Source organism: Streptomyces sp. NPDC014995 (assembly GCF_043080745.1).
Taxonomy (GTDB): Bacteria; Actinomycetota; Actinomycetes; order Streptomycetales; family Streptomycetaceae; genus Streptomyces.
Window position 1 is genome coordinate 192053 of record NZ_JBIBVX010000004.1, and the last position, 23025, is coordinate 215077.

Annotated in this window: 33 protein-coding genes; 5 read left to right on the forward strand and 28 right to left on the reverse strand. The window is 67.6% G+C overall.

Annotated features, from left to right (window positions below; translation table 11 throughout):
- Positions 1-191: 191 nt before the first annotated feature.
- The 21 genes from rplO to rpsJ all read right to left on the reverse strand — a co-directional run bounded on the left by rplO (position 192) and on the right by rpsJ (position 9955).
- Positions 192-647: a 50S ribosomal protein L15 gene (gene rplO, locus ACF1A1_RS10450; protein WP_030601181.1), complete on the reverse strand. Its 456-nt coding sequence runs from the start codon at positions 645-647 to the stop codon at positions 192-194.
- A gap of 2 nt (positions 648-649) precedes the next feature.
- Entirely contained in the window at positions 650-832 is a 183-nt protein-coding gene (rpmD, locus tag ACF1A1_RS10455) for a 50S ribosomal protein L30 (RefSeq protein WP_009190145.1), read from the reverse strand.
- A gap of 2 nt (positions 833-834) precedes the next feature.
- Positions 835-1440: a 30S ribosomal protein S5 gene (gene rpsE / locus ACF1A1_RS10460; RefSeq protein WP_003998815.1), complete on the reverse strand. Its 606-nt coding sequence runs from the start codon at positions 1438-1440 to the stop codon at positions 835-837.
- A gap of 43 nt (positions 1441-1483) precedes the next feature.
- A complete protein-coding gene (gene rplR, locus ACF1A1_RS10465; protein ID WP_391998784.1) occupies positions 1484-1867 on the reverse strand; it encodes a 50S ribosomal protein L18 in 384 nt (127 codons plus the stop codon).
- A gap of 3 nt (positions 1868-1870) precedes the next feature.
- The gene (rplF, locus tag ACF1A1_RS10470) at positions 1871-2410 is read right to left on the reverse strand and encodes a 50S ribosomal protein L6 (protein WP_391998785.1); all 540 of its coding nucleotides are present in this window, start codon (positions 2408-2410) and stop codon (positions 1871-1873) included.
- A 24-nt stretch (positions 2411-2434) separates the two neighbouring features.
- Positions 2435-2833 carry a 30S ribosomal protein S8 gene (gene rpsH, locus ACF1A1_RS10475; RefSeq protein WP_014674378.1) on the reverse strand — a complete coding sequence of 133 codons (399 nt, stop codon included), beginning with the start codon at positions 2831-2833 and terminating at the stop codon, positions 2435-2437.
- Positions 2834-3043: 210 nt separating this feature from the next.
- Positions 3044-3229 carry a type Z 30S ribosomal protein S14 gene (locus tag ACF1A1_RS10480; RefSeq protein ID WP_003956452.1) on the reverse strand — a complete coding sequence of 62 codons (186 nt, stop codon included), beginning with the start codon at positions 3227-3229 and terminating at the stop codon, positions 3044-3046.
- A gap of 5 nt (positions 3230-3234) precedes the next feature.
- Positions 3235-3792, reverse strand: coding sequence for a 50S ribosomal protein L5 (rplE, locus tag ACF1A1_RS10485; RefSeq protein ID WP_007494758.1), 558 nt, complete (start codon positions 3790-3792; stop codon positions 3235-3237).
- Positions 3792-4115 carry a 50S ribosomal protein L24 gene (gene rplX, locus ACF1A1_RS10490; protein ID WP_003992365.1) on the reverse strand — a complete coding sequence of 108 codons (324 nt, stop codon included), beginning with the start codon at positions 4113-4115 and terminating at the stop codon, positions 3792-3794. The genes rplE and rplX overlap by 1 nt, the downstream gene beginning before the upstream one ends.
- Positions 4116-4117: 2 nt before the next feature.
- The gene (gene rplN / locus ACF1A1_RS10495; RefSeq protein ID WP_003998823.1) at positions 4118-4486 is read right to left on the reverse strand and encodes a 50S ribosomal protein L14; all 369 of its coding nucleotides are present in this window, start codon (positions 4484-4486) and stop codon (positions 4118-4120) included.
- A 98-nt stretch (positions 4487-4584) separates the two neighbouring features.
- On the reverse strand, positions 4585-4869 hold the full coding sequence (gene rpsQ / locus ACF1A1_RS10500; protein WP_014674375.1) for a 30S ribosomal protein S17: 285 nt from the start codon (positions 4867-4869) through the stop codon (positions 4585-4587).
- A complete protein-coding gene (gene rpmC, locus ACF1A1_RS10505) occupies positions 4869-5093 on the reverse strand; it encodes a 50S ribosomal protein L29 (protein ID WP_003974259.1) in 225 nt (74 codons plus the stop codon). The genes rpsQ and rpmC overlap by 1 nt, the downstream gene beginning before the upstream one ends.
- Complete coding sequence (rplP, locus tag ACF1A1_RS10510) at positions 5093-5512, reverse strand: 50S ribosomal protein L16 (protein WP_009190136.1); 420 nt, start codon at positions 5510-5512, stop codon at positions 5093-5095. Before rplP ends, rpmC begins: the two co-directional genes overlap by 1 nt.
- A gap of 5 nt (positions 5513-5517) precedes the next feature.
- Positions 5518-6342, reverse strand: a complete 825-nt coding sequence (gene rpsC, locus ACF1A1_RS10515) for a 30S ribosomal protein S3 (protein ID WP_391998786.1) — start codon at positions 6340-6342, stop codon at positions 5518-5520.
- On the reverse strand, positions 6342-6689 hold the full coding sequence (rplV, locus tag ACF1A1_RS10520; RefSeq protein ID WP_030778516.1) for a 50S ribosomal protein L22: 348 nt from the start codon (positions 6687-6689) through the stop codon (positions 6342-6344). The genes rpsC and rplV overlap by 1 nt, the downstream gene beginning before the upstream one ends.
- 41 nt (positions 6690-6730) lie before the next feature.
- Positions 6731-7012 carry a 30S ribosomal protein S19 gene (rpsS, locus tag ACF1A1_RS10525; RefSeq protein WP_033528345.1) on the reverse strand — a complete coding sequence of 94 codons (282 nt, stop codon included), beginning with the start codon at positions 7010-7012 and terminating at the stop codon, positions 6731-6733.
- A 12-nt stretch (positions 7013-7024) separates the two neighbouring features.
- The gene (gene rplB, locus ACF1A1_RS10530; protein ID WP_391998787.1) at positions 7025-7861 is read right to left on the reverse strand and encodes a 50S ribosomal protein L2; all 837 of its coding nucleotides are present in this window, start codon (positions 7859-7861) and stop codon (positions 7025-7027) included.
- A gap of 38 nt (positions 7862-7899) precedes the next feature.
- A complete protein-coding gene (gene rplW / locus ACF1A1_RS10535) occupies positions 7900-8319 on the reverse strand; it encodes a 50S ribosomal protein L23 (RefSeq protein WP_385066698.1) in 420 nt (139 codons plus the stop codon).
- Complete coding sequence (rplD, locus tag ACF1A1_RS10540) at positions 8319-8975, reverse strand: 50S ribosomal protein L4 (protein ID WP_391998788.1); 657 nt, start codon at positions 8973-8975, stop codon at positions 8319-8321. Before rplD ends, rplW begins: the two co-directional genes overlap by 1 nt.
- Positions 8976-8983: 8 nt before the next feature.
- The gene (gene rplC / locus ACF1A1_RS10545) at positions 8984-9628 is read right to left on the reverse strand and encodes a 50S ribosomal protein L3 (protein ID WP_129799277.1); all 645 of its coding nucleotides are present in this window, start codon (positions 9626-9628) and stop codon (positions 8984-8986) included.
- A gap of 18 nt (positions 9629-9646) precedes the next feature.
- Positions 9647-9955: a 30S ribosomal protein S10 gene (rpsJ, locus tag ACF1A1_RS10550; RefSeq protein WP_003948644.1), complete on the reverse strand. Its 309-nt coding sequence runs from the start codon at positions 9953-9955 to the stop codon at positions 9647-9649.
- Positions 9956-10511: 556 nt separating this feature from the next.
- Between rpsJ and ACF1A1_RS10555 the strand changes: the two genes are divergently transcribed.
- The 5 genes from ACF1A1_RS10555 to ACF1A1_RS10575 are packed head-to-tail and all read left to right on the forward strand — an operon-like array spanning position 10512 to position 15129.
- Positions 10512-11072 (forward strand): hypothetical protein, encoded by a 561-nt coding sequence (locus tag ACF1A1_RS10555; protein WP_391998789.1) that lies wholly within the window; start codon positions 10512-10514, stop codon positions 11070-11072.
- Complete coding sequence (locus ACF1A1_RS10560) at positions 11069-11800, forward strand: hypothetical protein (RefSeq protein ID WP_391998790.1); 732 nt, start codon at positions 11069-11071, stop codon at positions 11798-11800. Before ACF1A1_RS10555 ends, ACF1A1_RS10560 begins: the two co-directional genes overlap by 4 nt.
- A complete protein-coding gene (locus ACF1A1_RS10565) occupies positions 11800-13527 on the forward strand; it encodes a putative T7SS-secreted protein (RefSeq protein WP_391998791.1) in 1728 nt (575 codons plus the stop codon). The genes ACF1A1_RS10560 and ACF1A1_RS10565 overlap by 1 nt, the downstream gene beginning before the upstream one ends.
- Positions 13528-13824, forward strand: coding sequence for a YrhB domain-containing protein (locus ACF1A1_RS10570; protein WP_391998792.1), 297 nt, complete (start codon positions 13528-13530; stop codon positions 13822-13824).
- A 9-nt stretch (positions 13825-13833) separates the two neighbouring features.
- Positions 13834-15129 carry a YrhB domain-containing protein gene (locus tag ACF1A1_RS10575; protein ID WP_391998793.1) on the forward strand — a complete coding sequence of 432 codons (1296 nt, stop codon included), beginning with the start codon at positions 13834-13836 and terminating at the stop codon, positions 15127-15129.
- Positions 15130-15163: 34 nt separating this feature from the next.
- On the opposite strand, the gene ACF1A1_RS10580 is transcribed toward ACF1A1_RS10575, so the two are convergent.
- The 7 genes from ACF1A1_RS10580 to fusA all read right to left on the reverse strand — a co-directional run bounded on the left by ACF1A1_RS10580 (position 15164) and on the right by fusA (position 23001).
- Positions 15164-15637 (reverse strand): hypothetical protein, encoded by a 474-nt coding sequence (locus tag ACF1A1_RS10580; protein ID WP_391998794.1) that lies wholly within the window; start codon positions 15635-15637, stop codon positions 15164-15166.
- A complete protein-coding gene (locus tag ACF1A1_RS10585; RefSeq protein WP_391998795.1) occupies positions 15637-16137 on the reverse strand; it encodes a hypothetical protein in 501 nt (166 codons plus the stop codon). Before ACF1A1_RS10585 ends, ACF1A1_RS10580 begins: the two co-directional genes overlap by 1 nt.
- Before the next feature lie 38 nt (positions 16138-16175).
- Positions 16176-17522, reverse strand: coding sequence for a hypothetical protein (locus tag ACF1A1_RS10590; protein WP_391998796.1), 1347 nt, complete (start codon positions 17520-17522; stop codon positions 16176-16178).
- A gap of 86 nt (positions 17523-17608) precedes the next feature.
- Positions 17609-18052, reverse strand: a complete 444-nt coding sequence (locus ACF1A1_RS10595; RefSeq protein WP_391998797.1) for a hypothetical protein — start codon at positions 18050-18052, stop codon at positions 17609-17611.
- 114 nt (positions 18053-18166) lie between these two features.
- The gene (locus tag ACF1A1_RS10600; protein ID WP_391998798.1) at positions 18167-19318 is read right to left on the reverse strand and encodes an acyltransferase family protein; all 1152 of its coding nucleotides are present in this window, start codon (positions 19316-19318) and stop codon (positions 18167-18169) included.
- Between the two features lie 207 nt (positions 19319-19525).
- A complete protein-coding gene (gene tuf / locus ACF1A1_RS10605) occupies positions 19526-20719 on the reverse strand; it encodes an elongation factor Tu (protein WP_391998799.1) in 1194 nt (397 codons plus the stop codon).
- Positions 20720-20874: 155 nt separating this feature from the next.
- On the reverse strand, positions 20875-23001 hold the full coding sequence (gene fusA, locus ACF1A1_RS10610; RefSeq protein ID WP_391998800.1) for an elongation factor G: 2127 nt from the start codon (positions 22999-23001) through the stop codon (positions 20875-20877).
- Between the last annotated feature and the right edge of the window lie 24 nt (positions 23002-23025).

Genomic DNA, 23025 nt, shown 5'->3' on the forward strand with positions numbered 1-23025 from the left:
AATAAGAACAACGACATGTGTAACGGTCCACTGCCGCTCAAGGTGCCCGATGTGAAGCACCTTGTGAAAGTGGGCAGTGCAGGTCACCTTACCGGCGACACCACCGCCCTAGGAACGACCAACCGGGGATACCCCATTTATAGGGGTATCCCCGGTCGGGATCGCTCACGTCATCGAGGCGCCTGTGGTGTTCAGACGAGCTCGGTGACAGTACCGCCGGCGGCGGTGATCTTCTCCTTGGCGGAGCCGGAGACGGCGTCGACCGTCACCTGCAGCGCCACGGAGATCTCGCCCTGGCCGAGGACCTTGACGAGGCTGTTCTTGCGCACGGCACCCTTGGCCACGAGGGACTCGACCGTGACCTCGCCACCCTCGGGGTAGAGCGCGGCCAGCTTGTCGAGGTTCACGACCTGGTACTCGGTCTTGAACGGGTTCTTGAAGCCCTTCAGCTTCGGGAGGCGCATGTGCAGCGGCATCTGGCCGCCCTCGAAGCGCTCCGGAACCTGGTAGCGGGCCTTCGTGCCCTTGGTACCACGACCGGCCGTCTTACCCTTCGACGCCTCACCACGACCGACACGGGTCTTGGCGGTCTTGGCGCCGGGGGCGGGACGGAGGTTGTGGATCTTGAGCGGGTTGTTCTCCGCCATGATCAGTCGACCTCCTCGACCGTCACGAGGTGGCGGACGGTGTGCACCATGCCGCGGAACTCGGGGCGGTCCTCCTTGACGACCACGTCACCCAGGCGCTTGAGGCCCAGGGAACGAAGGGTGTCGCGGTGGTTCTGCTTGCTGCCGATGTAGGACTTCGTCTGCGTGATCTTGAGCTGCGCCATGATTACGCACCCACCCCGGCACGCGCACGAAGGAGAGCCGCGGGGGCGACGTCCTCGAGCGGCAGACCACGGCGGGCCGCGATCTCCTCGGGACGCTGCAGGCCCTTCAGGGCCTCCACGGTCGCGTGCACGATGTTGATCGCGTTGTCGGAGCCGAGCGACTTCGACAGCACGTCGTGGATACCGGCGCACTCCAGCACGGCACGCACCGGACCACCGGCGATCACACCGGTACCCGGCGAAGCCGGCTTGAGCAGAACGACGCCGGCAGCCTTCTCACCCTGGATGGGGTGCGGGATGGTGCCCTGGATACGGGGGACCTTGAAGAAGTGCTTCTTGGCCTCCTCAACGCCCTTGGCGATGGCGGCCGGCACCTCCTTCGCCTTGCCGTAACCGACACCCACGGTGCCGTCACCGTCGCCCACCACGACCAGCGCGGTGAAGCTGAAGCGACGACCACCCTTCACAACCTTGGCGACGCGGTTGATCGCGACGACGCGCTCAACGTACGCGGTCTTCTCGGCGGCAGCTGCGCCGCCGTCACGGCCCTTCCGGTCCCGCCGCTCGCCGCCACCGGCACCGCCACCGCGGCGCTGGGGTCCAGCCATTGGAATTACCTCTCTCTGTCTCCGCTAGCTACGGAACCAGGACTCAGAACTTGAGTCCGGCCTCGCGGGCGGCGTCCGCCAGGGCGGCGATGCGCCCGGCGTACTGGTTACCACCACGGTCGAACACGACGGCCTCGACACCGGCGGCCTTGGCACGCTCGGCGACCAGGGCGCCGACCTGCTTGGCCTGCGCGGACTTGTCGCCCTCGCCACCGCGGATCGAAACGTCCAGGGTGGACGCCGACGCCAGGGTGTGGCCCTTCAGGTCGTCGATCACCTGCGCCACGATGTGGCGGTTGGAGCGGGTCACGACCAGACGGGGACGCTCCGCCGTACCGTTGATCCGCTTGCGGATCCGGATGTGACGGCGCTTGATCGCGGCGCGCTTGTAGGCGTCGCCCTTCAGGATCTTCTGCCCGTATGCCATGGCTTACTTACCCGCCTTTCCGACCTTGCGGCGGATGACTTCGCCCTCGTACTTGACGCCCTTGGCCTTGTACGGGTCGGGCTTGCGCAGCTTGCGGATGTTGGCCGCAACCTCGCCGACCTTCTGCTTGTCGATGCCCTCGACCGAGAATCGGGTCGGGGTCTCCACCTTGAAGGAGATGCCCTCGGGGGCCTCGACGACGATCGGGTGGCTGTAACCGAGCGCGAACTCGAGGTTCGAGCCCTTGGCGGTCACGCGGTAACCGACACCACTGATCTCGAGCTTCTTCACGTAACCCTGGGTCACGCCGGTGATCATGTTCGCCACCAGCGTGCGGGACAGGCCGTGCAGGGCCTTGCTCTGACGCTCGTCGTTGGGGCGGGTCACCTGCAGGGTGCCGTCCTCGCCCTTGGCGATCTCGATCGGCGCCACGACGGTGTGGGTCAGCGAGCCCTTGGGGCCCTTGACCGAAACCGTACGGCCGTCGATGGTGACGTCCACGCCGGCGGGAACCGCGATGGGGAGCTTGCCGATGCGCGACATAGCTGTTTCCTCCGTTCCCTTCCGCTACCAGACGTAGGCGAGGACTTCCCCACCCACGCCCTTCTTGCCGGCCTGCTTGTCGGTGAGGAGCCCGTGTGACGTGGAGATGATCGCCACGCCGAGGCCGCCGAGCACCTTCGGCAGGTTGGTGGACTTCGCGTACACCCGGAGACCGGGCTTGGAGATCCGCTTGATGCCCGCGATGGAGCGCTCACGGTTGGGGCCGAACTTCAGCTCCAGGACGAGGTTCTTGCCGACCTCGGCGTCCTCGACCTTCCAGCCCGTGATGAAGCCCTCCTGCTGGAGGATCTCCGCGATGTGAGACTTGATCTTGGAGTGCGGCATCGACACCGAGTCGTGGTACGCCGAGTTCGCGTTCCGCAGACGCGTCAGCATGTCTGCGATCGGATCAGTCATGGTCATGAATTGGCCTGTGGCCTCTCTCGCCGGGGTTTCCTGGTGCGCCATCCCTCTCCCCGATCCGAGACGGGACGGGTGCGGCGCGGTGGACCTACGGCGTAGTAAGTCGTACGGGCGGCAGACGCCCAACCCCGCAAGCCTACGGCATGCGGAGGTGGGCCCCTGCCGACCCAGTTGCTTACCGAGAGCCCGGGTAATCCCTGAATGCAGGGATTACCAGGAGCTCTTGGTCACGCCCGGCAGCTCGCCACGGTGAGCCATCTCACGAAGGCACACGCGGCACAGGCCGAACTTGCGGTACACGGAGTGCGGACGACCGCAGCGCTGGCAGCGGGTGTACGCGCGCACACCGAACTTCGGCTTGCGAGCAGCCTTAGCGATCAGAGCCTTCTTCGCCATCTCGCTCACGCCTCCTTGAACGGGAAGCCGAGGTGACGAAGGAGCGCGCGGCCCTCAGCGTCGTTGGTCGCCGTGGTGACCACGGTGATGTCCATACCCCGGACGCGGTCGATCTTGTCCTGGTCGATCTCGTGGAACATGACCTGCTCCGTGAGACCGAAGGTGTAGTTGCCACGGCCGTCGAACTGCTTGGGGGACAGGCCGCGGAAGTCGCGGATGCGCGGCAGCGCGAGCGACAGGGTGCGGTCCAGGAACTCCCACATGCGGTCGCCACGGAGCGTGACGTGGGCACCGATCGGCTGACCCTCACGCAGCTTGAACTGCGCGATGGACTTGCGGGCCTTGGTGACGGCCGGCTTCTGACCGGTGATCGTGGTGAGGTCGCGGATGGCGCCCTCGATCAGCTTGGAGTCGCGGGCGGCGTCGCCCACACCCATGTTGACCACGATCTTGACGAGGCCGGGGATCTGCATGACGTTCTCGTACTTGAACTCGTCACGCAGCTTGCCCGCGATCTCCTCGCGGTACTTCGTCTTCAGACGCGGAGTGGTGGTGGTAGCCATCAGATGTCCTCACCCGTCCGCTTGGCAACGCGGATCTTGTTGCCCTCGTCGTCGAAGCGGTAACCGACACGCGTGACGACCTTGTTGCCGTCCTTCTCAACGACCAGCTGGACGTTGGAGACGTGGATCGGCGCCTCGGTCGTGACGATGCCGCCGGCCTGGGAACCGCGAGCGGTCGGGCCGGCCTTCGTGTGCTTCTTGACCCGGTTGACACCCTCGACCAGGACGCGGTCCTCGCGGGGGAAGGCCGCGATGACCTTGCCCTGCTTGCCCTTGTCCTTACCGGTGATGACCTGGACCAGGTCGCCCTTCTTGATCTTCATGCTTACAGCACCTCCGGCGCGAGCGAGATGATCTTCATGAACTTCTTCTCGCGCAGCTCACGGCCGACCGGGCCGAAGATGCGGGTGCCGCGAGGGTCGCCGTCGTTCTTCAGAATGACGGCGGCGTTCTCGTCGAAGCGGATGTACGAGCCGTCCGGACGGCGGCGCTCCTTGACGGTGCGAACGATGACCGCCTTGACGACGTCACCCTTCTTCACGTTGCCACCGGGGATCGCGTCCTTGACGGTGGCGACGATGACGTCACCGATGCCCGCGTAGCGGCGACCGGAGCCACCGAGCACACGGATGCAAAGGATTTCCTTCGCACCAGTGTTGTCGGCGACACGCAGTCGCGACTCCTGCTGGATCACGTCTATCTCCTGTTTGTCTGCCGGTTCCCCGGGAGCCGCTCAGCGAAGCGGCTCCCGGAGCCTGGCGGAACTGTCCTGCGAGGAATGCCCCGCAGGAATTACTTGGCCTTCTCGAGGATCTCGACGACGCGCCAGCGCTTCGTCGCGGACAGCGGCCGGGTCTCCATCAGGAGGACGCGGTCGCCGACGCCGGCGGCGTTCTGCTCGTCGTGGGCCTTGAGCTTGTTCGTACGGCGGATGACCTTGCCGTACAGCGCGTGCTTGACGCGGTCCTCGACGGCGACGACGACGGTCTTGTCCATCTTGTCGCTGACGACCAGACCCTCACGGGTCTTACGGAATCCGCGTGCCTCGGTGTTCTCAGTCACGTTGCTCTCGCTCATCAGGCGCTCTCCACCGTCTCGATGCCCAGCTCGCGCTCACGCATCAGGGTGTAGATCCGCGCGATGTCCTTACGGACGGCCTTCAGCCGACCGTGGTTCTCGAGCTGACCGGTCGCCGCCTGGAAGCGGAGGTTGAACAGCTCTTCCTTGGCCTCGCGGAGCTTCGCCAGAAGCTCCTCGTTGCCCAGCTCGCGCAGCTCGGACGCCTTGGTACCGGCCGACATCACGCTTCACCTGCCTCGCGCTTGACGATCCGGCACTTCATCGGCAGCTTGTGGGCCGCACGGGTCAGCGCCTCACGGGCGATCTTCTCGTTGGGGTACGACAGCTCGAACATCACACGTCCGGGCTTGACGTTCGCGATCCACCACTCCGGAGAACCCTTACCGGAACCCATGCGGGTCTCGGCCGGCTTCTTGGTGAGGGGACGGTCCGGGTAGATGTTGATCCAGACCTTGCCGCCACGCTTGATGTGACGGGTCATCGCGATACGAGCCGCCTCGATCTGGCGGTTCGTCACGTAGGCCGGGGTCAGCGCCTGGATGCCGTACTCGCCGAACGCAACCTGCGTTCCACCCTTGGACATACCGTTGCGCTTCGGGTGGTGCTGCTTGCGGTGCTTGACCCTACGGGGGATCAGCATGTCGGTCAGGCCTCCGTTCCGGTGCTCTCAGCCGGAGCGGCGGCACCGGCCTCGGCCTGGGGGGCCTCGGCGGCGGGAGCCTGCTGCTGCGGCTTACGACCGCGCCGCTCGCCACCACGGCCACCACGGGCCGGGCGGTCGGCGCCACCGCGGGCCGGGCGGTTACCCGCACGGGCGGCAGCGTTCTCGGCGCGGACCTCGGCGATGTTCTTGACGTCGCCCTTGTAGATCCAGACCTTCACACCGATGCGGCCGAAGGTCGTCTTGGCCTCGAAGAAGCCGTAGTCCACGTTCGCGCGGAGCGTGTGCAGGGGCACGCGGCCCTCGCGGTAGAACTCCGAGCGGGACATCTCGGCGCCGCCGAGGCGGCCACCGCACTGGATCTTGATGCCCTTGGCGCCGGCCTTCATAGCGGACTGCATGCTCTTGCGCATGGCCCGACGGAAGGAGACGCGGGAGGAGAGCTGCTCGGCGACGGCCTGGGCAACCAGCTGAGCGTCGGTCTCGGGGTTCTTGACCTCGAGGATGTTCAGCTGGACCTGCTTGCCCGTGAGCTTCTCGAGGTCACCGCGGATGCGGTCGGCCTCGGCGCCACGGCGGCCGATGACGATGCCCGGACGCGCGGTGTGGATGTCCACGCGGACGCGGTCACGGGTGCGCTCGATCTCCACCTTCGAGATGCCGGCGCGCTCCATGCCGGACGTCATCATCCGACGGATGGCGACGTCTTCCTTGACGTAGTCCTTGTACAGCTTGTCGGCGTACCAGCGGGACTTGAAGTCCGTGGTGATGCCGAGCCGGAACCCATGCGGGTTAACCTTCTGGCCCATTACCGGGTTCCTTCCTTGCTGCTGACGACCACGGTGATGTGGCTGGTCCGCTTGCGGATCCGGTAGGCGCGGCCCTGGGCACGCGGCCGGAACCGCTTCAGGGTCGGGCCCTCGTCGACGTAGGCCTCGGAGACGAAGAGGCTGTCGACATCGGTGTGGTCGTAGTTGTGCGCGGCGTTGGCGATGGCGCTGTCCAGCACCTTGCCGACCGGCACGCTCGCGGCCTGCGGGGCGAAACGCAGGACCGCCTGAGCCTCCGTGGCATCCATGCCACGGATGAGGTCCACCACGCGGCGGGCCTTCATGGGCGTAACGCGGATGTACCGCGCCTGGGCCCTGGCTTCCATGGTTGTCCTTCCAGTGTCTGTCATGGTCATTCCACCCCGCGTTAGCGGCGCTTCGACTTCCGGTCGTCCTTGACGTGACCCCGGAAGGTGCGCGTCGGCGAGAACTCGCCGAGCTTGTGGCCGACCATCGACTCGGTGACGAACACCGGAATGTGGGTCTTGCCGTTGTGCACCGCGATCGTGTGGCCGAGCATGGCCGGGATGATCATCGAGCGACGGGACCAGGTCTTGATGACGTTCTTGGTGCCGGCTTCGTTCTGGGCGTCCACCTTCTTGATCAGGTGGTCGTCGACGAAGGGCCCCTTCTTGAGACTGCGCGGCATCTAAACCCGCTCCTAGCGCTTCTTGTTCGTCTTGCGGCGGCGGACGATGTACTTGTTCGAAGCCTTCTTCGGCGAACGAGTACGACCTTCCTTCTGACCCCACGGGGAGACCGGGTGGCGACCACCGGAGGTCTTGCCCTCACCACCACCGTGCGGGTGGTCAACCGGGTTCATCGCCACACCACGGACGGTCGGGCGGACGCCCAGCCAGCGCTTGCGGCCGGCCTTACCCCAGTTGATGTTGCTCTGCTCGGCGTTGCCGACCTCGCCGACGGTGGCGCGGCAGCGCACGTCGACCAGGCGGATCTCACCGGAGGGCATGCGGAGGTGGGCCATCTGGCCCTCCTTCGCGAGCAGCTGCACGGAGGCACCGGCGGAGCGGGCGAACTTGGCACCGCCACCCGGGCGGAGCTCGATCGCGTGGATCGTGGTACCGACCGGGATGTTGCGGAGGGCCAGGTTGTTGCCCGGCTTGATGTCGGCCCCGGGACCGTTCTCGACGCGGTCGCCCTGCGACAGGCCGCGCGGCGCGATGATGTAGCGCTTCTCGCCGTCGGCGTAGTGCAGCAGCGCGATGCGCGCGGTGCGGTTGGGGTCGTACTCGATGTGCGCGACCTTCGCCGGCACGCCGTCCTTGTCGTGACGACGGAAGTCGATCACGCGGTAGGCGCGCTTGTGGCCACCACCCTGGTGGCGCACGGTCACCCGACCGGAATTGTTACGGCCGCCCTTGCTGTGCAGGGGACGGACCAGCGACTTCTCCGGCGTGGACCGCGTGACCTCGACGAAGTCGGCGACGCTGGAGCCACGACGGCCCGGCGTAGTCGGCTTGTACTTGCGGATTCCCATTTCTCAGTCCTCGTCCGATATCGGACGATCCGACCCGCTTACGCGGTCGGACCGCCGAAGATGTCGATACGGTCGCCCTCGGCAAGGGTCACGATCGCGCGCTTGGTGGCGGCACGCTGACCGAAACCGGTCTTGGTGCGCTTGCGCTTGCCCTGGCGGTTGATCGTGTTGACCCCGGTGACCTTGACCGAGAAGACCGCCTGGACGGCCTGCTTGATCTGGGTCTTGTTGGCGTTCGGGTCGACGATGAACGTGTACTTGTTCTCGTCGAGGAGCGCGTAGCTCTTCTCCGACACGACCGGCTTCAGCAGCACGTCACGGGGGTCCGTGTACGCCTTGCTGGGCGCGGTGACGACGGTGTTCTTGCCCTCGGCCTCGTGGCGGCGCGCCTTGGCGACGCGCGCGGCCTTGGCGGCCTTCGCAGCCTTGGAGGCGATGCTCGGGTGACGCGTAGCCATCAGGCGTCACTCCCTTCGGTGTCGTTGGCCTTCGGGCCGGCGACGAAGGACTCGAGAGCGGCCTGGGTGAAGACCACGTCGTCCGAGACGATCACGTCGTACGTGTTCAGCTGGCCCGGCTCCAGGATGTGCACCTGGGGCAGGTTGCGGGCGGACAGCCACGCGGCCTCGTCGGCGCGGTCGACGACCAGGAGCAGGTTCTTGCGCTCCGAGATCTTGCCGAACAGCGACTTGGCGGCCTTCGTGGAGGGGGTCTCGCCCTCGACCACGCCGGTGACGACGTGGATGCGGTTGTGGCGGGCCCGGTCGGTGAGGGCGTGACGCAGCGCGGCAGCCTTCATCTTCTTCGGGGTCCGCTGCGAGTAGTCGCGCGGCACGGGACCGTGCACGACGCCACCACCGGCGAACTGCGGCGCGCGGGTCGAACCCTGACGGGCGCGGCCGGTGCCCTTCTGGCGGTACGGCTTCTTGCCGCCACCGCGGACTTCACCGCGGGTCTTGGTCTTGTGCGTGCCCTGGCGGGCCGCGGCGTTCTGCGCGACGACGACCTGGTGGATCAGCGGGATGCTGACCTTCTCCACGCCGAAGATCTCCGCGGGGAGCTCGACGCTACCGGTCTTCTCGCCGGCAGGCGAAAGGATGTCAACAGTGCTCATCGGTTACCTCAGGCCCCCTTGGCCGCGGTGCGGACCAGGACGAGGCCGCCGTTCGGACCGGGAACCGCGCCCTTGATGAGCAGCAGACCCTTCTCCGCGTCAACGGCGTGGACGGTCAGGTTCTGGGTGGTGACCCGCTCGTTGCCCATGCGACCCGCCATGCGGAGGCCCTTGAACACGCGGCCCGGGGTGGCGCAGCCACCGATGGAACCGGGCGAGCGGTGCTTGCGCTGGGTGCCGTGCCCGGCGCCGAGGCCACGGAAGTTGTGGCGCTTCATGACACCGGCGAAGCCCTTGCCCTTGCTCTTGCCGGTCACGTCGACCTTCACGCCGGCCTCGAACACCTCAGCGGTGATCTCCTGGCCCAGCGTGTACTCGGAGGCGTCCGCGGTGCGGATCTCGACGAGGTGGCGACGGGGGGTGACGTCGGCCTTGGCGAAGTGGCCCTTGAGGGGCTTGTTCACCTTGCGCGGGTCGATCTCGCCGAAGGCGATCTGGACCGACTCGTAGCCGTCGGTGTCGTTCGTACGGACCTGGGTGACGACGTTGGGGCCGGCCTTGACGACGGTGACCGGGACGACACGGTTGTTCTCGTCCCAGACCTGAGTCATGCCGAGCTTCTCGCCCAGGATGCCCTTGATCTGCTTAGCCATCTGTTCAGATCACCGGCCTCAGAGCTTGATCTCGATGTCGACACCGGCCGGGAGGTCGAGTCGCATCAGAGAGTCAACGGTCTTGGGGGTCGGGTCGAGGATGTCGATCAGGCGCTTGTGCGTGCGCATCTCGAAGTGCTCGCGCGAGTCCTTGTACTTGTGCGGCGACTTGATGACGCAGTACACGTTCTTCTCAGTGGGCAGCGGCACCGGGCCCGCGACCGACGCACCAGTGCGCGTCACCGTCTCGACGATCTTCTTCGCCGAGGAGTCGATGACCTCGTGGTCGTAGGCCTTGAGCCGGATGCGGATCTTCTGTCCCGCCATGGCTACTCAGTAGTCCTGTCTCTTCTAACGCTCTGGACCTGGTGGTCCCTTACCCGCCCCTCCGACCCACGCGGTCGGGCGTGTCGCTCTCCCGCTGACACGGATGTCCCTTGTTCGAACATCCCTGCGGGGAATGCGCACGGCCCTACCGGAACCGCAGACCGGGGGCGGAAGGCCCACCGGGTGCCTGGCCGGTGCCGCGCCCACGCTTCCCGGAAGATTCCCGTACGTCCGCCCCAGCGCTGCCAAGAGGCAGTTAGGGCGACGAGTACTGTGGGACTCGCTTCCAGTCCTCCCGGCGGGAGGCGCGCAGCATCAACACTCGACCGAGCAACTCGGACAGTCTGCCATATGGGGCAGGGAGTCCGCCAATCGAGCCGGAGAGAATACCCCGGACGTGACGTAGGTCAAACGCGGGGGAAAAGGCGCCCGGCACAGGCCGCACCCACCCGGATGTGACGGGCGTCTGCACGCGGCGTGGGGACGCTGTGCGTGCACGGTGCGTGCCCTGGGTGAGTAGCGGGACTCCTGGTGCGCGGCCGTCATAATCATCGGCATGTCTGAACACGGGGGCGGATCTAGCGAGCCGCCGGAGAACAGCGTTCCCAGGTCACGACTCGCGGAGTACGCGGAGCTGACGGTCCCTGCCCGGGAGCCGGCCGGCGAGCAGGTGCCGCCGCCGGAGCCCGTTGCGGAGCCGGCGCCCGAGCCGCCGCACGAGGACCCGGAGGCCGAGGCCCGCCGGCAGCGGTTCACCGAGCTCCTGGAGGAGTTCCGGCGTACGCCGGTGCTGGTGCCGCTGGGCGAGGGACCCGGCCCGGACGGTGAGCGGGGTCTGCTCACCGCCGACTGGAACGGCGTCCGGTTCATCCTGGCCTTCTCCCACGGGCAGGCTCTGGCCCGTTATGCCGAGGCGCGGGGCGAGTACCACCGCGAGTGGGCCTACCAGACGATCCTCGGCGCACGCCTGCTGGATGTGGCGGTGCCCGCGGCGGGCGTGCCCTGCGGGGTGGCGCTGGACTGCGCGGACGGCCCGGACGGCGTGGTGTTCCCGCCGGTGCGGGGCGTCGTACCGGACGAGGTCGCTGTCGACCGTGAAGAGGGGGGTGCCATATGAGCGTGGACGGGGAGGCGGTGACCGGCGGAGGAGTGCCGGTGGCCAGCGATCTGGTGCCGCTGTTGATGGGCGGTGGAGCTCCGGACCTGAAGACCGAGGGCATGGATCTGGTCGCCAAGGGGCTGACCGACGCGCTGGGCGAGCTGAAGGAACTGGGCATGGTCGGCATGGCCGGGGCCGGGCGCGGCTTCGGTGACATCGCCCTGAACGGGCTGGACCTGGGTCACGAGGGACTGACCGAGACGTTCGGGTCGTTCTGCGAGCGCTGGGAGTGGGGGGTGCGCGCTCTCATCAACGAGGGCAACGGGTTCGCGATCAAGACGGGCCTGGCGGCCGGCACCCTCTACGAGACCGAGCAGTACGTCGAGGGCTCGTTCAAGGTCGTGGCCAATGCCGCCATCGGCAATCCGTACGCCACCGAGGACGAGGTCACGCAGAGGGGCTGGGGTGACATCGCCAAGTCCGGTGTGTGGGGCGGCAACGTCGACTACAGCCAGGAGTCCTGGGACCGGGCGGGCGAGAACATCAGGCAGGGCTGGAAGGACGCCGGCCGCGACGTGATGACCTCCCACACCGTCGGGCCCCTCGGCCTCAACCCCGAGAATTTGCACGAGACCTTCGGGGTGTCCGACGCCGAGTACAACCAGATGCTCGACAACACGTTCGGGCCCTCGCCCGAGGCGCGCGCGGAGGCCGCCGCCCAGCAGCAGGCCGGGGGTGAGCGGTAGTGGGCATCGTCGACGACATCAAGGGCGGCCTCAACACCGGCCTGGAAATCGGCGAGAACCTCATCGACGAGGGCAAGAAGAAGCTCGGCGAGGGCGTCGACTACGCCACCGACAAGGTCGGCGACGGACTCGACTACGTCGGACTGCACGACGCGGCCGACGCGGTGGAGGACTTCGGTGACGAGCTCGCCGCCGACCTCGGCGCCATGCCCGGCGAGCAGCAGCTCGGCCAGACCGAGGAGGCCAACGAGCTCATCCACGGCAACCCCGGCAGGATCCGGGAGAGCGCCAAGCACCTCAAGGACTTCCATGCCGCCTTCGACAAGGTCGGCACGGGGATGAAGAAGGTCGACTCCTCCAACTGGAAGGGCGAGAGCGGCAACGCCTTCCGGGAGAAGTTCGGCGTGCACCCCACGAAGTGGCTGCACGCGGCCGACGCCTGTGAGCTGGCGGCGGGAGCGCTGGATGCCTACGCCGAGACCGTCAAGTGGGCACAGACCCAGGCCCAGGAGGCGATCACCCTCTACAAGCAGGGCAAGAAGGCCTCCGTGGAGGCCGTGGAGGCGTACAACAAGAAGGTCGACGCCTACAACGCCAAGATCAGGGCGGACCAAGACCCCGGACCCCAGCCCGCGCCGTTCCACGACCCCGGTGTCGCCGACATGAGGGCGGCGCGCGACAAGCTCGCCCAGGCCAGGAAGCAGCGCAACTCCGCCGCGTCCGAGGCACAGACCAAGGTCAAGGCCGCCCTCGCCCACGCCCCCGCCGAACCACCGCCGCTCGACCGGCTCGGCAACAACCTGATCGACGGCGCCCAGGCCTACTACACCGAACTCACCCATGTCGTCGGCGGCGCCCTCAAGGGGACGGCGGGCCTGCTCAACTTCGTCCGCGGCCTGAACCCCCTGGACCCGTACAACCTCACACACCCGGCCGAGTACGTGCAGAACGTCAACATGACGCTCGCCGGCCTCGTCTCCACCGCCGCCCACCCCGAACGCGTCGTCCAGGCCGTCGTCGACGGCTTCAAGAAGGACCCCTCCGAGTTCGTCGGCCGCCTCCTGCCGGAACTGCTGGGCACGAAGGGAGCCGGACTGGGACGCACCGCCCTGCGCACCGGCCTCAAGGAGGGAATGGAGAGCGCCGCGGCGAACGGCGCCAAATACGGTGACGAACTCGCCGACGCGCAGAAAGCCGCGAAGGCGGGGGATGCGCCGAAGGACTGGAGCGACCTCGCACGCAGTACGGATCACGTGTCGGAGAGGGCCATTCACGCCGACTCCGTGAACCCGAAGGCGGCGCAGGACTTCGTCGACGACCAGTTCCCGTGGTTGAAGGACATCAACAACCGCTGGGAGGACGGGTACACGCAGAACTGCGCCTACACCACGATCTCGACCGCTCGCCGGATGGAGGGCATCGAGGTCAGCGCCGCGCCCAGGCCAGGCCCGGGTCACCTTCCGCTGGAGCCGTTCAAGCTCGTGGACGATACGCGACCCTGGCAGAAGGTCGACAGCTACGATGACCTCATTCGCGATCTACAGAATCGGGGCGAGGGCGCGAAGAGTGCCGTCTTCATCGGCCGAGGAAACTCGGGCCACTTCTTCAACGCGGTGAACACGGAACACGGAGTGGTCTTCCTCGATGGGCAGAGCGGAAAGCTGGCTCAGTTGGAGAAGAACGTGGTGGAGATCCAACACGTTCCGTACGAGAAGATGGTCAAGTAAATGCTGAGCAAAGACGAGGCGCTGGAATCCGCCGCCGCGCTCCTCAGGAAGGTGTATCCCGAGAAGACGGATTCCTTGGTCATGGTTCCGGAGAAGTGCATCGAATATGCCTACGGCTGGGCGATCGCCTTCGACTGGAAAGAGCACATCGAGACCGGGGACTGGCTTCTGTCACCGATCACCAGCGTGGTCATCGTCCCGCATGACGGGGGGAAGGCCCACTTCCCCCCGAGTGTCTTTCCCGTGGACGACTACATGCACCGACGCGCTTCCGGCGACTGGCCCCCCAAGGAGTAGGCAGCCGTGATGAGTCCTGACAACCAAGCGGCAGCGTGGCTGAACGACACGTACCGGGGTCTGGTCGAACTCTCCGTCCCGGACCCGGTCAAAGAGACCTCCACCGCCTGGATGTTGTCGTGTCGGACCCTGACCCAACCGGGCTACCCGGCCACGCCCATGCTCGCGGCGTCGGTCGTCGTACCGAAGGACGGGAGTTCCCCCTTCCACCCGTCGGCCAGCGATCCCCTCGCGGACCTGGAGCCGGCCGACCCGCAGAAGGCGGCCGACAGGGTCGCCAACCAGGCCCGAAGGATCAATGCACGCGGTTGCCTGGTGGCCGTGCATTCCGCGATGGACCAGGCCCCGTCCGTTCCGTTGCCCTGGCAGCCGTCCGACGAGGCACCCGGCTGGTGGGCCAGACTGACGCGGCGCTATTTCCCGTCCTTCCAGCACGTTGCCGTGAGCGACTGGGACTCGGTGATCAGGGCCATGGCCGAGCCGGGTCCGGACACCCGGGGCGTGGTCTGGGTGCGCCGCGAGCTGGGTGGGGCTGAGGCGACCGGGAACCTGCTGTACGCGCACAACCACAAGGGTCAGGTGGTCTTTCTGGACGGCGTGACGTCGTCCCTCGCCAGGCTCGATACGGACCTGGTGCGCGAGTTGATCCTCCTGCGGTCCTCGCCCGAGGCACACGTGCCGCCGCGGCAACCGTGGGAGCGGGAGGCGCACGATTTCGAGTCCGCGGCCGCCAAGGCCCGCCTGTGGCTCGACGACGCCTACCAGGGCCAGGTCGTCCTGGACGCGCCGACGCCCCAGGACGAGACCGCGCGCGGCTGGGTCTTCTCCTGCAACACCGTCCGTTTCCTGCGCGACGGCCACTGGCAGGACGCCCTCCTCGACGCCACTGTCGTCGTCCCCAAGGACGACACCGCGCCGTTCGGCCTGCCCAACTCGGACCCCTGGGGCTGGCTGGCCCGCTGGGACGCGGGCGAGAACCCCGGATCGGCGGGCCTTCCCGTTCCGCCCCAGCCGGGCCGTGCCTCCTGGTTCGAACCGACGCTCTCGGAGCTGGGCTCGGTCCTCTCCGTCTCCGAGCACGAGGACTGGAACGGCGCGCTCGAAGCCCTGTCCGTCCTGCCCGAGGAAGCACGGGTGCTGGTCTGGGTGCGCCGCACCGACGGCCGGTCGCGAGAAGCCGTCGGCTGGTTGGTGACCGCTCGCAAGATCGCGGGCGGCGTGATGCTGGTCGACGGTGCGACCGGCTCCCCCGCGGCACCGGATCCGACGGGCGTGCACCGGCTGCACGTGATCCGTTACCGCTGAGGCAGGGCGAGGCAGGCCCTCAGGGGCCTGCCGGTCACCACTTGCGTAGAACCCCGCGCCACGTCCACCCCGAGCTGAGGACCACTTTCAGCAGGGGGTTGCGCATGTCCCGTGAGTCGAAGCGGAACGTCTCGACCCTGCGCCGGCGGCCGTCGGGCCCCCGCTCGTAGGCCCACTGGCGGGAGACCGTGGTGGTGGGCCCGCGGCCGTACCGCCTGCCGCCGGTCTCGGGTGACTTGTCCCACCGCTCGTCGAGGGTCAGCACCTCGCCCTTCTCCGGGACGAAGCGCATCCGGGTCTTGAGGGTCGTCCTCAGCTGCGGGACCTGCCACTCCGCCACCAGGTCGGCCTTCTCCTCGGGGAGGGCGTTGCGCACCCGGAACGGCACGCCGGTCCCGTTGAGCGCGAGCAGCGCGGTGCGCAGCTCCATGGCCGGCAGCGGTGCGACCCCGCTCTCGGGGTACCGGGTACCGGTGCGCTTGTCCCGGTACCTGCTCCACAAGCCCATCACCGACCCTCCGTTCCGGTGTCCGGTCGCACGGTGCGCAGGAAGTCCTGGAAGTCCCCGAGGACGGTGTCGTGCTGGGCCGCCGTGGCGGTCAGAGCCAGCCGGATCACCGCCCGCTTGTGCGGATCCGCCACGTCCGACAGGGACAGGTACACCTGCGACTGGACGAGGTCGCGTCGCGTGTCGCCGGTGACGGCCGAGAAGACCAGCCGCTGCGTCAGCGCGGGGGCGTCCGCGGAGCCGACCTCTCGGCGGCCGGCCACCTCCACCGACTCGGCGACCTGGCGCAGCTGCTCCACCGACGCGTCCGCGAGGTCCGCCAGCGTCGCCGTGTCCGGCGGCACCTCGCCGTCGATGGTGATGTTGGCGCTGAACCCGGCGTCCGGCTGCGGATGGACCGCGGCGAAGGCCACTCCCGGGGCTTCGAGCGCCTCCGGGCGGGCCGGGAGCCAGCCGTCGGGCAGGCGGAACTCGATCGGCACGGGCAGTGTCGCGGGCATGTGATGCCCTCCTTCCGTGGGGGACGTGGGCGAGTACATCAGAACCAGCCGGTGACGGTGTCCTTGACCGACCCCGCGGCGTCACCGACCGCGTCGATCCCCTCGCCCACCGCGTCGGCCGCGGCGTCGACGCTCTTGGACACCTTCTCGGGGTCGACGGTGATCTCCAGTCCGAGACCGCCGCCGACGGCGGGGGAGAGGCCCGCGTCCGCGCCGATCTTCCACACCCCGGTCTCCTCGTCCTTCTTCCAGCCCGCCCAGGCCTCCGCACCCGGCCCCTTCCACACCTCGGCCGTCCCGCCGATGCCGATCCCGGCGACCTCAACACCGCCGGCGACACCGCCCTTCGCCCCGGCGAACGCCTTGCCACCCACGGTGACCTCCTCCCTGGTCACCTTGAGGCCGGCTCCGGCCTCGGCACCGGCGAATCCCTCGCCCCGCCCGTAGACACCGGCGTACGGCCCGTATTCGGCCCGGCCTTCGACCAAGGCCCGTAGTCCCACGGACGCCTCGGCCTTGGCGACCAGACCCTTGTCCGTGACGCCGTAGTTCGCGGTGGCCCTGGCTCCCCCGTAGACGTCGGCGATCCCGGAGAGCTTCCACTGCCCGTTGGTCAGGGTGCGTTCCGCGGTCATGTGGAAGAGGTCCGCGTACGCCTTGAACGTGCCCTCCTTGCCGTACTTGGGCCCGATGACGGTGTAGCCGATGCCCGGTCCGGTCACCGTGAACTTGCGCTCCGAGACCCATCCGGAGATCTTCAGGCCCTCCTTGGCCGCCGCCGCCTCGGCCTCGTACCGCTCGATGTCGCCGTAGGCCTTGCCGTTGAAGCCGTTGAGCGTGCCGTCGTTGACGTCGGAGTCGATCACGACCGCCGCGAAGGCGATCTTGACGCCCTTGTCGGCCTCCCCCACGTCCTTCACGAGCTGGTCGATGCGCTGCTGCCAGGAGGCGACGGCCTTGCGGACGCTGTCCTGGTAGTCGGGGTCGTGGACGTAGGCGGTGTATGCGCCCGGGCTCAGTTTCTCCGTGTCGAACGTGACCACGCCCTGGTCCGACACCTTCATGCCGGCGTCGACGGCGTCCTGGCGGGCCGACTCGAGCTTGCCGCGCAGATCGACGAACTGCGTGTGCGCGTCCCGGAGCAGCGAGGCGATCGCCTCGGCCTCGGCCTGGGCGTTCTGGAACTCCTTGAGTGTGGTGTCGAAACGCCTGTTGGCCGCGTACGCGCTCAGGCCCACCCAGGAGTCGCCCATCGTGATGCCGTGCACATCCCGCTTGTAGGCCTTCTCCTGCTTGTGGAACTCCGCCGCCATGCCGTCCCAGCGGTCGGCGGCCGTGGTGAGCGCGGACAGGTCGGTCGTCATGATCTCGTGGTACGTCGGCATGGGGCCCCCGTCATGCGTGGTCGGACTCGGTCGGAGTCAGTTCGCGGACTCGGTGCTCGGACTCGGACGCGGACTCGGTACGCGGCTCAGTACGCGTCCAGATTCGACGACTGACGGATGCCGTTGCCGACCCCGAGGTCCGTGCCCTGCAACACGGTGTTGGTGCTCCGCAGCGCCGCCTTCTCCGACGCGAGCCGGTTCAACAGGTTCGTCACCTGTTCGCCCCACGTCTCGTGGGCCTTCTTGAGAGCCCCCGACGTCAGCCACCCCTCGCCGTCCTTCGGCTGGAACGCCTTGACGGCCGTGTTCGTCTCGACGTCCGCCCAGTCACCGGCTTTCCGCGTGCCGGGCTCGATGTCGTCCTCGATGGCCTTGGCCGCGGCCCTCTTCTGGGCGGGAGACGATGCCAGGTCCTTCCGGCCTCCGGAGGGAGAGCCCCCCGGATCGAGCGGAATCTGGTTCAACCGCATGCCGACGGAGCCCTCGGCCCCGCCGGCGGGTATGTGATGTTCCCCTGCCGGCTGTGTCATGACTGCCTTCCCCCGTGCGCTCTACTGGCGTACGGCGGGCAGAGTAGCAACCACTTCTGACACTCCGTTCGAAAACCGGGCGTGTGACACGAGTGCTGCACGAGTCGTACGGGACTACCCCGCATTCCGCACCCGGGCGAACGCCGTCTCCAGCCCGCTCTTCACCGCCCTCGCCACCGGCCGCTCCACACACCGGTGCACCAGCCAGCTGAGCACCAGGAACCCGGCGAGCACGACCCCCACCACCACCCGCGCGTCCAGCTCGTCCCGCAACCGACTGATCACCGTCGTACCGGCCGCGTAGTGCATCAGGTACAGCGGATACGTCAGGCTCCCGGCCGTCACCAGCCACCGCCACCGCATGCGGTCGGTCCGGCCCAGGGCCACGGCGACCATCACCAGCAGGAACACGGTGAAGATCAGCACCGCTCCCCGCCAGCTCGACACCCGCTCGACCTCGTCGATCCTCAGCCCCAGCTCGCGCTGCGCCATGAGCCAGGACAGGCCCAGGATCCCCCACAGCAGCAGGTCCTGGCCGAAGCGGTGCATCAGGTACAGCGCCAGGCCGGCGATGAAGTACCAGGCGCCCTCGGGATTGGCGATCAGCTCCAGCAGCGGCAGCTTCGCCACCGGCGCCAGCATGGCCGCCGCGCCCCAGACGCAGCAGAACAGGACCACCTTGCGGTAGGTGAGGCCGGTCGCGACCACCGCCAGGAACAGCAGGTAGAAGCGGAGCTCGGACCAGAGCGTCCAGTAGACGCCGTCCACGTTCCGCACGCCCGAACCGGACTGGAGCATCGTCAGGTTGAGCAGGACGTCCCGCCAGCGCAGCCGCTCCCACACGCCCGGCAGCGCCACCAGCACGCCCGTCGTGAACAGCACCGCGAACCAGTACGCCGGGTAGAGGCGGATCACGCGGGAGACGAAGAACTGGCGGGGCGTGCGGCCCCAGCACGACATGCAGATCACGAAGCCGCTGATGACGAAGAAGATCTCGACGCCGATCCAGCCGTAGCTCGCCACGTGGAAGACCGTCGGCATGATGTCGGAGACCGGGCGGTCCCAGATCGGGTTCCCCGGCCGGTCCACCCGGCGGGTGCCGGCGTAGTGGTGGAGCGCGACCATCAGCGCGGCGAGCAGGCGGATGCCGTCGACGGCGTAGAGGCGGGATCCTCGCTCCGGGCGGCGCGGGGCGGCAACGGATGTGGGCGGTGCGGCGAGCGGGGGCAGGGGCTGCACGTCGCGTATGAGAGACAAGCCGGTCATCCTCGTCGGGGGGTCCGGCCGATCAGGCTACGGGCGCCACAGCCGCCCCGGCGGTGACGCCGGCCGACGTTCCCCAACGGTTCATCTGCCGTACGCACCAAGGCACCCGCGCACGCGAAGGGGCCCGTACGACCGGAGTCGTACGGGCCCCTTCAGGCCTCTTCAGGTCTACTGACCCGGGTCAGGCCGACCCTCAAGCGAGTGGACTCACTTGGTGATCTTGGTGACCTGGCCGGCGCCCACGGTGCGACCACCCTCGCGGATGGCGAACTTCAGGCCCTCTTCCATGGCGACGGGCTGGATGAGCTCCACCTTCATCTCGGTGTTGTCACCCGGCATGACCATCTCGGTGCCCTCGGGGAGGGTCACGACGCCGGTCACGTCCGTCGTACGGAAGTAGAACTGCGGACGGTAGTTGTTGAAGAACGGCGTGTGGCGGCCACCCTCGTCCTTGGACAGGATGTAGGCCTGCGCCTCGAACTCGGTGTGCGGGGTGACCGAGCCCGGCTTGATGATGACCTGGCCGCGCTCGACGTCCTCGCGCTTGATGCCGCGGAGCAGCAGACCGACGTTCTCACCGGCCTGGCCCTCGTCGAGCAGCTTGCGGAACATCTCGATACCGGTGACCGTGGTGGTGGTCTTCTCGGTCTTGATGCCGATGATGTCGACGGTCTCGTTGACCTTGAGGACACCACGCTCGATACGGCCGGTGACGACCGTACCGCGACCGGTGATGGTGAAGACGTCCTCGATCGGCATGAGGAACGGCTTGTCGACGTCGCGCTCCGGCTCCGGGATCGCGCTGTCGACGGCGTCCATCAGGTCCAGGACGGTCTTGGCCCACTCGGGGTCGCCCTCCAGCGCCTTCAGCGCGGAGACCTTGACGACCGGAAGGTCGTCGCCCGGGAACTCGTACTCGGAGAGGAGCTCACGGACCTCGAGCTCGACGAGCTCCAGGATCTCCTCGTCGTCCACCATGTCGGCCTTGTTCAGGGCGACCACGATGTACGGCACGCCGACCTGGCGGGCCAGGAGCACGTGCTCCTTGGTCTGCGGCATCGGGCCGTCGGTGGCGGCGACCACGAGGATCGCGCCGTCCATCTGCGCGGCACCGGTGATCATGTTCTTGATGTAGTCCGCGTGACCCGGGCAGTCGACGTGGGCGTAGTGACGCGCCTCCGTCTGGTACTCGACGTGCGCGATGGAGATGGTGATACCGCGCTGACGCTCCTCAGGAGCCTTGTCGATCTGGTCGAAGGCCGAGGCCTCGTTCAGGTCCGGGTACTTGTCGTGCAGCACCTTGGTAATGGCGGCCGTGAGGGTCGTCTTACCGTGGTCGATGTGACCGATGGTGCCGATGTTGACGTGCGGCTTAGTCCGCTCGAACTTCGCCTTCGCCACTGGGGTCCTCCTGGGAGTGGTTCTGGTACGCCTTACTTCATCGGCGCCAGGTGATCTTTGCTGGAAAGCCCGGGCCCCGGGGCAAACATCCGTGAATGCGGGTGTTTGCCCCGTGAGGCTCCGGAGTCAAGCCTACGGCGTGTGAACGGAGTGCGTTACTCGCCCTTGGCCTTCGCGATGATCTCCTCGGCGACGTTCCGCGGAACCTCGGCGTAGGAGTCGAACTGCATAGAGTAGCTGGCGCGGCCGGACGTCTTGCTGCGCAGGTCGCCGACGTAACCGAACATCTCCGAGAGGGGCACGAGACCCTTCACGACGCGGGCACCCGCCCGCTCCTCCATGGCCTGGATCTGGCCACGGCGGGAGTTGATGTCGCCGATGACGTCGCCCATGTAGTCCTCGGGCGTGGTAACCTCGACGGCCATCATCGGCTCGAGCAGCACGGGGCTGGCCTTGCGCGCGGCCTCCTTGAAGGCCTGCGAACCGGCGATCTTGAACGCGAGTTCGGAGGAGTCGACCTCGTGGTAGGCGCCGTCGATCAGCGTCACACGCACACCGGTCATCTCGTAACCGGCGAGGATGCCGAACTGCATGGCCTCCTGCGCACCGGCGTCGACCGAGGGGATGTACTCCTTCGGCACGCGGCCACCGGTGACCTTGTTGACGAACTCGTACGACGTGTCGCCGCCCTCGATCGGCTCGATGCCGATGATGACGCGCGCGAACTGGCCGGTACCACCCGTCTGCTTCTTGTGGGTGTACTCGACCTTCTCGACGGCCTTGCGGATCGTCTCGCGGTAGGCGACCTGCGGCTTGCCGACGTTGGCCTCGACCTTGAACTCACGGCGCATACGGTCGACCAGCACCTCGAGGTGCAGCTCGCCCATGCCGCCGATGATGGTCTGGCCGGTCTCCTCGTCGGAGTGGACCTGGAAGGACGGGTCCTCCTCGGCGAGGCGCTGGATCGCGATGCCCAGCTTCTCCTGGTCGCCCTTCGACTTGGGCTCGATGGCGACCTGGATGACCGGCGCCGGGAAGTCCATGGACTCCAGGATGACCGGGTTCTTCTCGTCGCAGAGCGTCTCACCGGTGGTGGTCTGCTTCAGGCCCATGACGGCGACGATGTCGCCGGCGCCCACCGACTCGATCTCCTCACGCTTGTTGGCGTGCATGCGGTAGATCTTGCCGATGCGCTCCTTGCGGCCCTTGACCGAGTTGAGCACGGCGGAGCCGGACTCGAGGCGGCCGGAGTAGACGCGCACGAAGGTGAGCTTGCCGAGGTGCGGGTCGCTCATGATCTTGAACGCCAGCGCCGACAGCGGCTCCTCGTCGGACGGCTTGCGCCGGACGACCGTCTCCGGGTCCTTGACGTCGTGGCCCTCGATGGCCTCGATGTCGACCGGCGACGGCAGGTAGCGCACGACCGCGTCGAGCAGGGGCTGAACGCCCTTGTTCTTGAACGCGGTACCGCAGAACACGGGGGTGACGGTGGTGCCGCCGCCCTTGCCGGACGCGATGGTGATCCGACGGATCGCCGCGTAGAGCTGCTCCTCGGTGGGCTCGGTGCCCTCGAGGTACAGCTCCATGAGCTCCTCGTCGTTCTCGGCGACGGCCTCGAGCAGCTTGCCGCGCCACTCCTCGGCAGCCTCGGTGTGGGTGGCCGGGATGTCGACGACGTCGTACATCTCGCCCTTGGTCGCCTCGGCGGACCAGACCAGGGCCTTCATGCGGACCAGGTCCACGACACCCTGGAAGTCGGCCTCGGCACCGATCGGGAGCTGCATGACGATCGGCTGCGCGCCCAGGCGGTCGACGATCATGTCGACGCAGCGGTGGAACTCGGCACCGGTGCGGTCGAGCTTGTTGACGAAGCAGATGCGCGGAACGCCGTAGCGGTCCGCCTGACGCCACACGGTCTCGGACTGGGGCTCGACGCCGGCGACGCCGTCGAACACCGTCACGGCACCGTCGAGCACGCGCAGGGAACGCTCCACCTCGACGGTGAAGTCGACGTGGCCCGGCGTGTCGATGATGTTGATGGTGTGGTCGACGTCTTCCAGCGGCCAGTGGCAGGTGGTGGCAGCAGAGGTGATCGTGATGCCACGCTCCTGCTCCTGCTCCATCCAGTCCATGGTGGCAGCGCCGTCGTGGACCTCACCGATCTTGTACGAGACGCCGGTGTAGAACAGGATCCGCTCGGTGGTGGTCGTCTTGCCCGCGTCGATGTGGGCCATGATGCCGATGTTGCGCACCTTGGCCAGGTCAAGCGAAGTGGTAGCCATAAGGCTTCAGTCTTCTCTCGGTCT

Coding starts and splice junctions, on each gene's coding strand:
- rpsQ (WP_014674375.1), bottom strand. CDS start 4,869: ATGAGCGAGAGCAACGTGACTGAGAACACCGAGGCACGCGGATTCCGT.
- ACF1A1_RS10595 (WP_391998797.1), bottom strand. CDS start 18,052: ATGACACAGCCGGCAGGGGAACATCACATACCCGCCGGCGGGGCCGAG.
- rplF (WP_391998785.1), bottom strand. CDS start 2,410: ATGTCGCGCATCGGCAAGCTCCCCATCGCGGTTCCCGCCGGCGTGGAC.
- rpmC (WP_003974259.1), bottom strand. CDS start 5,093: ATGTCGGCCGGTACCAAGGCGTCCGAGCTGCGCGAGCTGGGCAACGAG.
- rplX (WP_003992365.1), bottom strand. CDS start 4,115: ATGAAGATCAAGAAGGGCGACCTGGTCCAGGTCATCACCGGTAAGGAC.
- ACF1A1_RS10555 (WP_391998789.1), top strand. CDS start 10,512: ATGTCTGAACACGGGGGCGGATCTAGCGAGCCGCCGGAGAACAGCGTT.
- rpsH (WP_014674378.1), bottom strand. CDS start 2,833: ATGACCATGACTGATCCGATCGCAGACATGCTGACGCGTCTGCGGAAC.
- rpsS (WP_033528345.1), bottom strand. CDS start 7,012: ATGCCGCGCAGTCTCAAGAAGGGGCCCTTCGTCGACGACCACCTGATC.
- ACF1A1_RS10560 (WP_391998790.1), top strand. CDS start 11,069: ATGAGCGTGGACGGGGAGGCGGTGACCGGCGGAGGAGTGCCGGTGGCC.
- rpsJ (WP_003948644.1), bottom strand. CDS start 9,955: ATGGCGGGACAGAAGATCCGCATCCGGCTCAAGGCCTACGACCACGAG.
- rplP (WP_009190136.1), bottom strand. CDS start 5,512: ATGCTGATCCCCCGTAGGGTCAAGCACCGCAAGCAGCACCACCCGAAG.
- rpmD (WP_009190145.1), bottom strand. CDS start 832: ATGGCGCAGCTCAAGATCACGCAGACGAAGTCCTACATCGGCAGCAAG.
- ACF1A1_RS10585 (WP_391998795.1), bottom strand. CDS start 16,137: ATGCCCGCGACACTGCCCGTGCCGATCGAGTTCCGCCTGCCCGACGGC.
- rplC (WP_129799277.1), bottom strand. CDS start 9,628: ATGGCTAAGCAGATCAAGGGCATCCTGGGCGAGAAGCTCGGCATGACT.
- rplE (WP_007494758.1), bottom strand. CDS start 3,792: ATGGCTACCACCACCACTCCGCGTCTGAAGACGAAGTACCGCGAGGAG.
- ACF1A1_RS10600 (WP_391998798.1), bottom strand. CDS start 19,318: ATGACCGGCTTGTCTCTCATACGCGACGTGCAGCCCCTGCCCCCGCTC.
- ACF1A1_RS10575 (WP_391998793.1), top strand. CDS start 13,834: ATGAGTCCTGACAACCAAGCGGCAGCGTGGCTGAACGACACGTACCGG.
- rplV (WP_030778516.1), bottom strand. CDS start 6,689: ATGGAAGCCAGGGCCCAGGCGCGGTACATCCGCGTTACGCCCATGAAG.
- ACF1A1_RS10570 (WP_391998792.1), top strand. CDS start 13,528: ATGCTGAGCAAAGACGAGGCGCTGGAATCCGCCGCCGCGCTCCTCAGG.
- rplO (WP_030601181.1), bottom strand. CDS start 647: ATGGCGGAGAACAACCCGCTCAAGATCCACAACCTCCGTCCCGCCCCC.
- rplB (WP_391998787.1), bottom strand. CDS start 7,861: ATGGGAATCCGCAAGTACAAGCCGACTACGCCGGGCCGTCGTGGCTCC.
- rpsC (WP_391998786.1), bottom strand. CDS start 6,342: ATGGGCCAGAAGGTTAACCCGCATGGGTTCCGGCTCGGCATCACCACG.
- ACF1A1_RS10580 (WP_391998794.1), bottom strand. CDS start 15,637: ATGGGCTTGTGGAGCAGGTACCGGGACAAGCGCACCGGTACCCGGTAC.
- rplD (WP_391998788.1), bottom strand. CDS start 8,975: ATGAGCACTGTTGACATCCTTTCGCCTGCCGGCGAGAAGACCGGTAGC.
- fusA (WP_391998800.1), bottom strand. CDS start 23,001: ATGGCTACCACTTCGCTTGACCTGGCCAAGGTGCGCAACATCGGCATC.
- ACF1A1_RS10590 (WP_391998796.1), bottom strand. CDS start 17,522: ATGCCGACGTACCACGAGATCATGACGACCGACCTGTCCGCGCTCACC.
- ACF1A1_RS10480 (WP_003956452.1), bottom strand. CDS start 3,229: ATGGCGAAGAAGGCTCTGATCGCTAAGGCTGCTCGCAAGCCGAAGTTC.
- rplR (WP_391998784.1), bottom strand. CDS start 1,867: ATGGCATACGGGCAGAAGATCCTGAAGGGCGACGCCTACAAGCGCGCC.
- rplW (WP_385066698.1), bottom strand. CDS start 8,319: ATGGCTACGCGTCACCCGAGCATCGCCTCCAAGGCTGCGAAGGCCGCC.
- rpsE (WP_003998815.1), bottom strand. CDS start 1,440: ATGGCTGGACCCCAGCGCCGCGGTGGCGGTGCCGGTGGCGGCGAGCGG.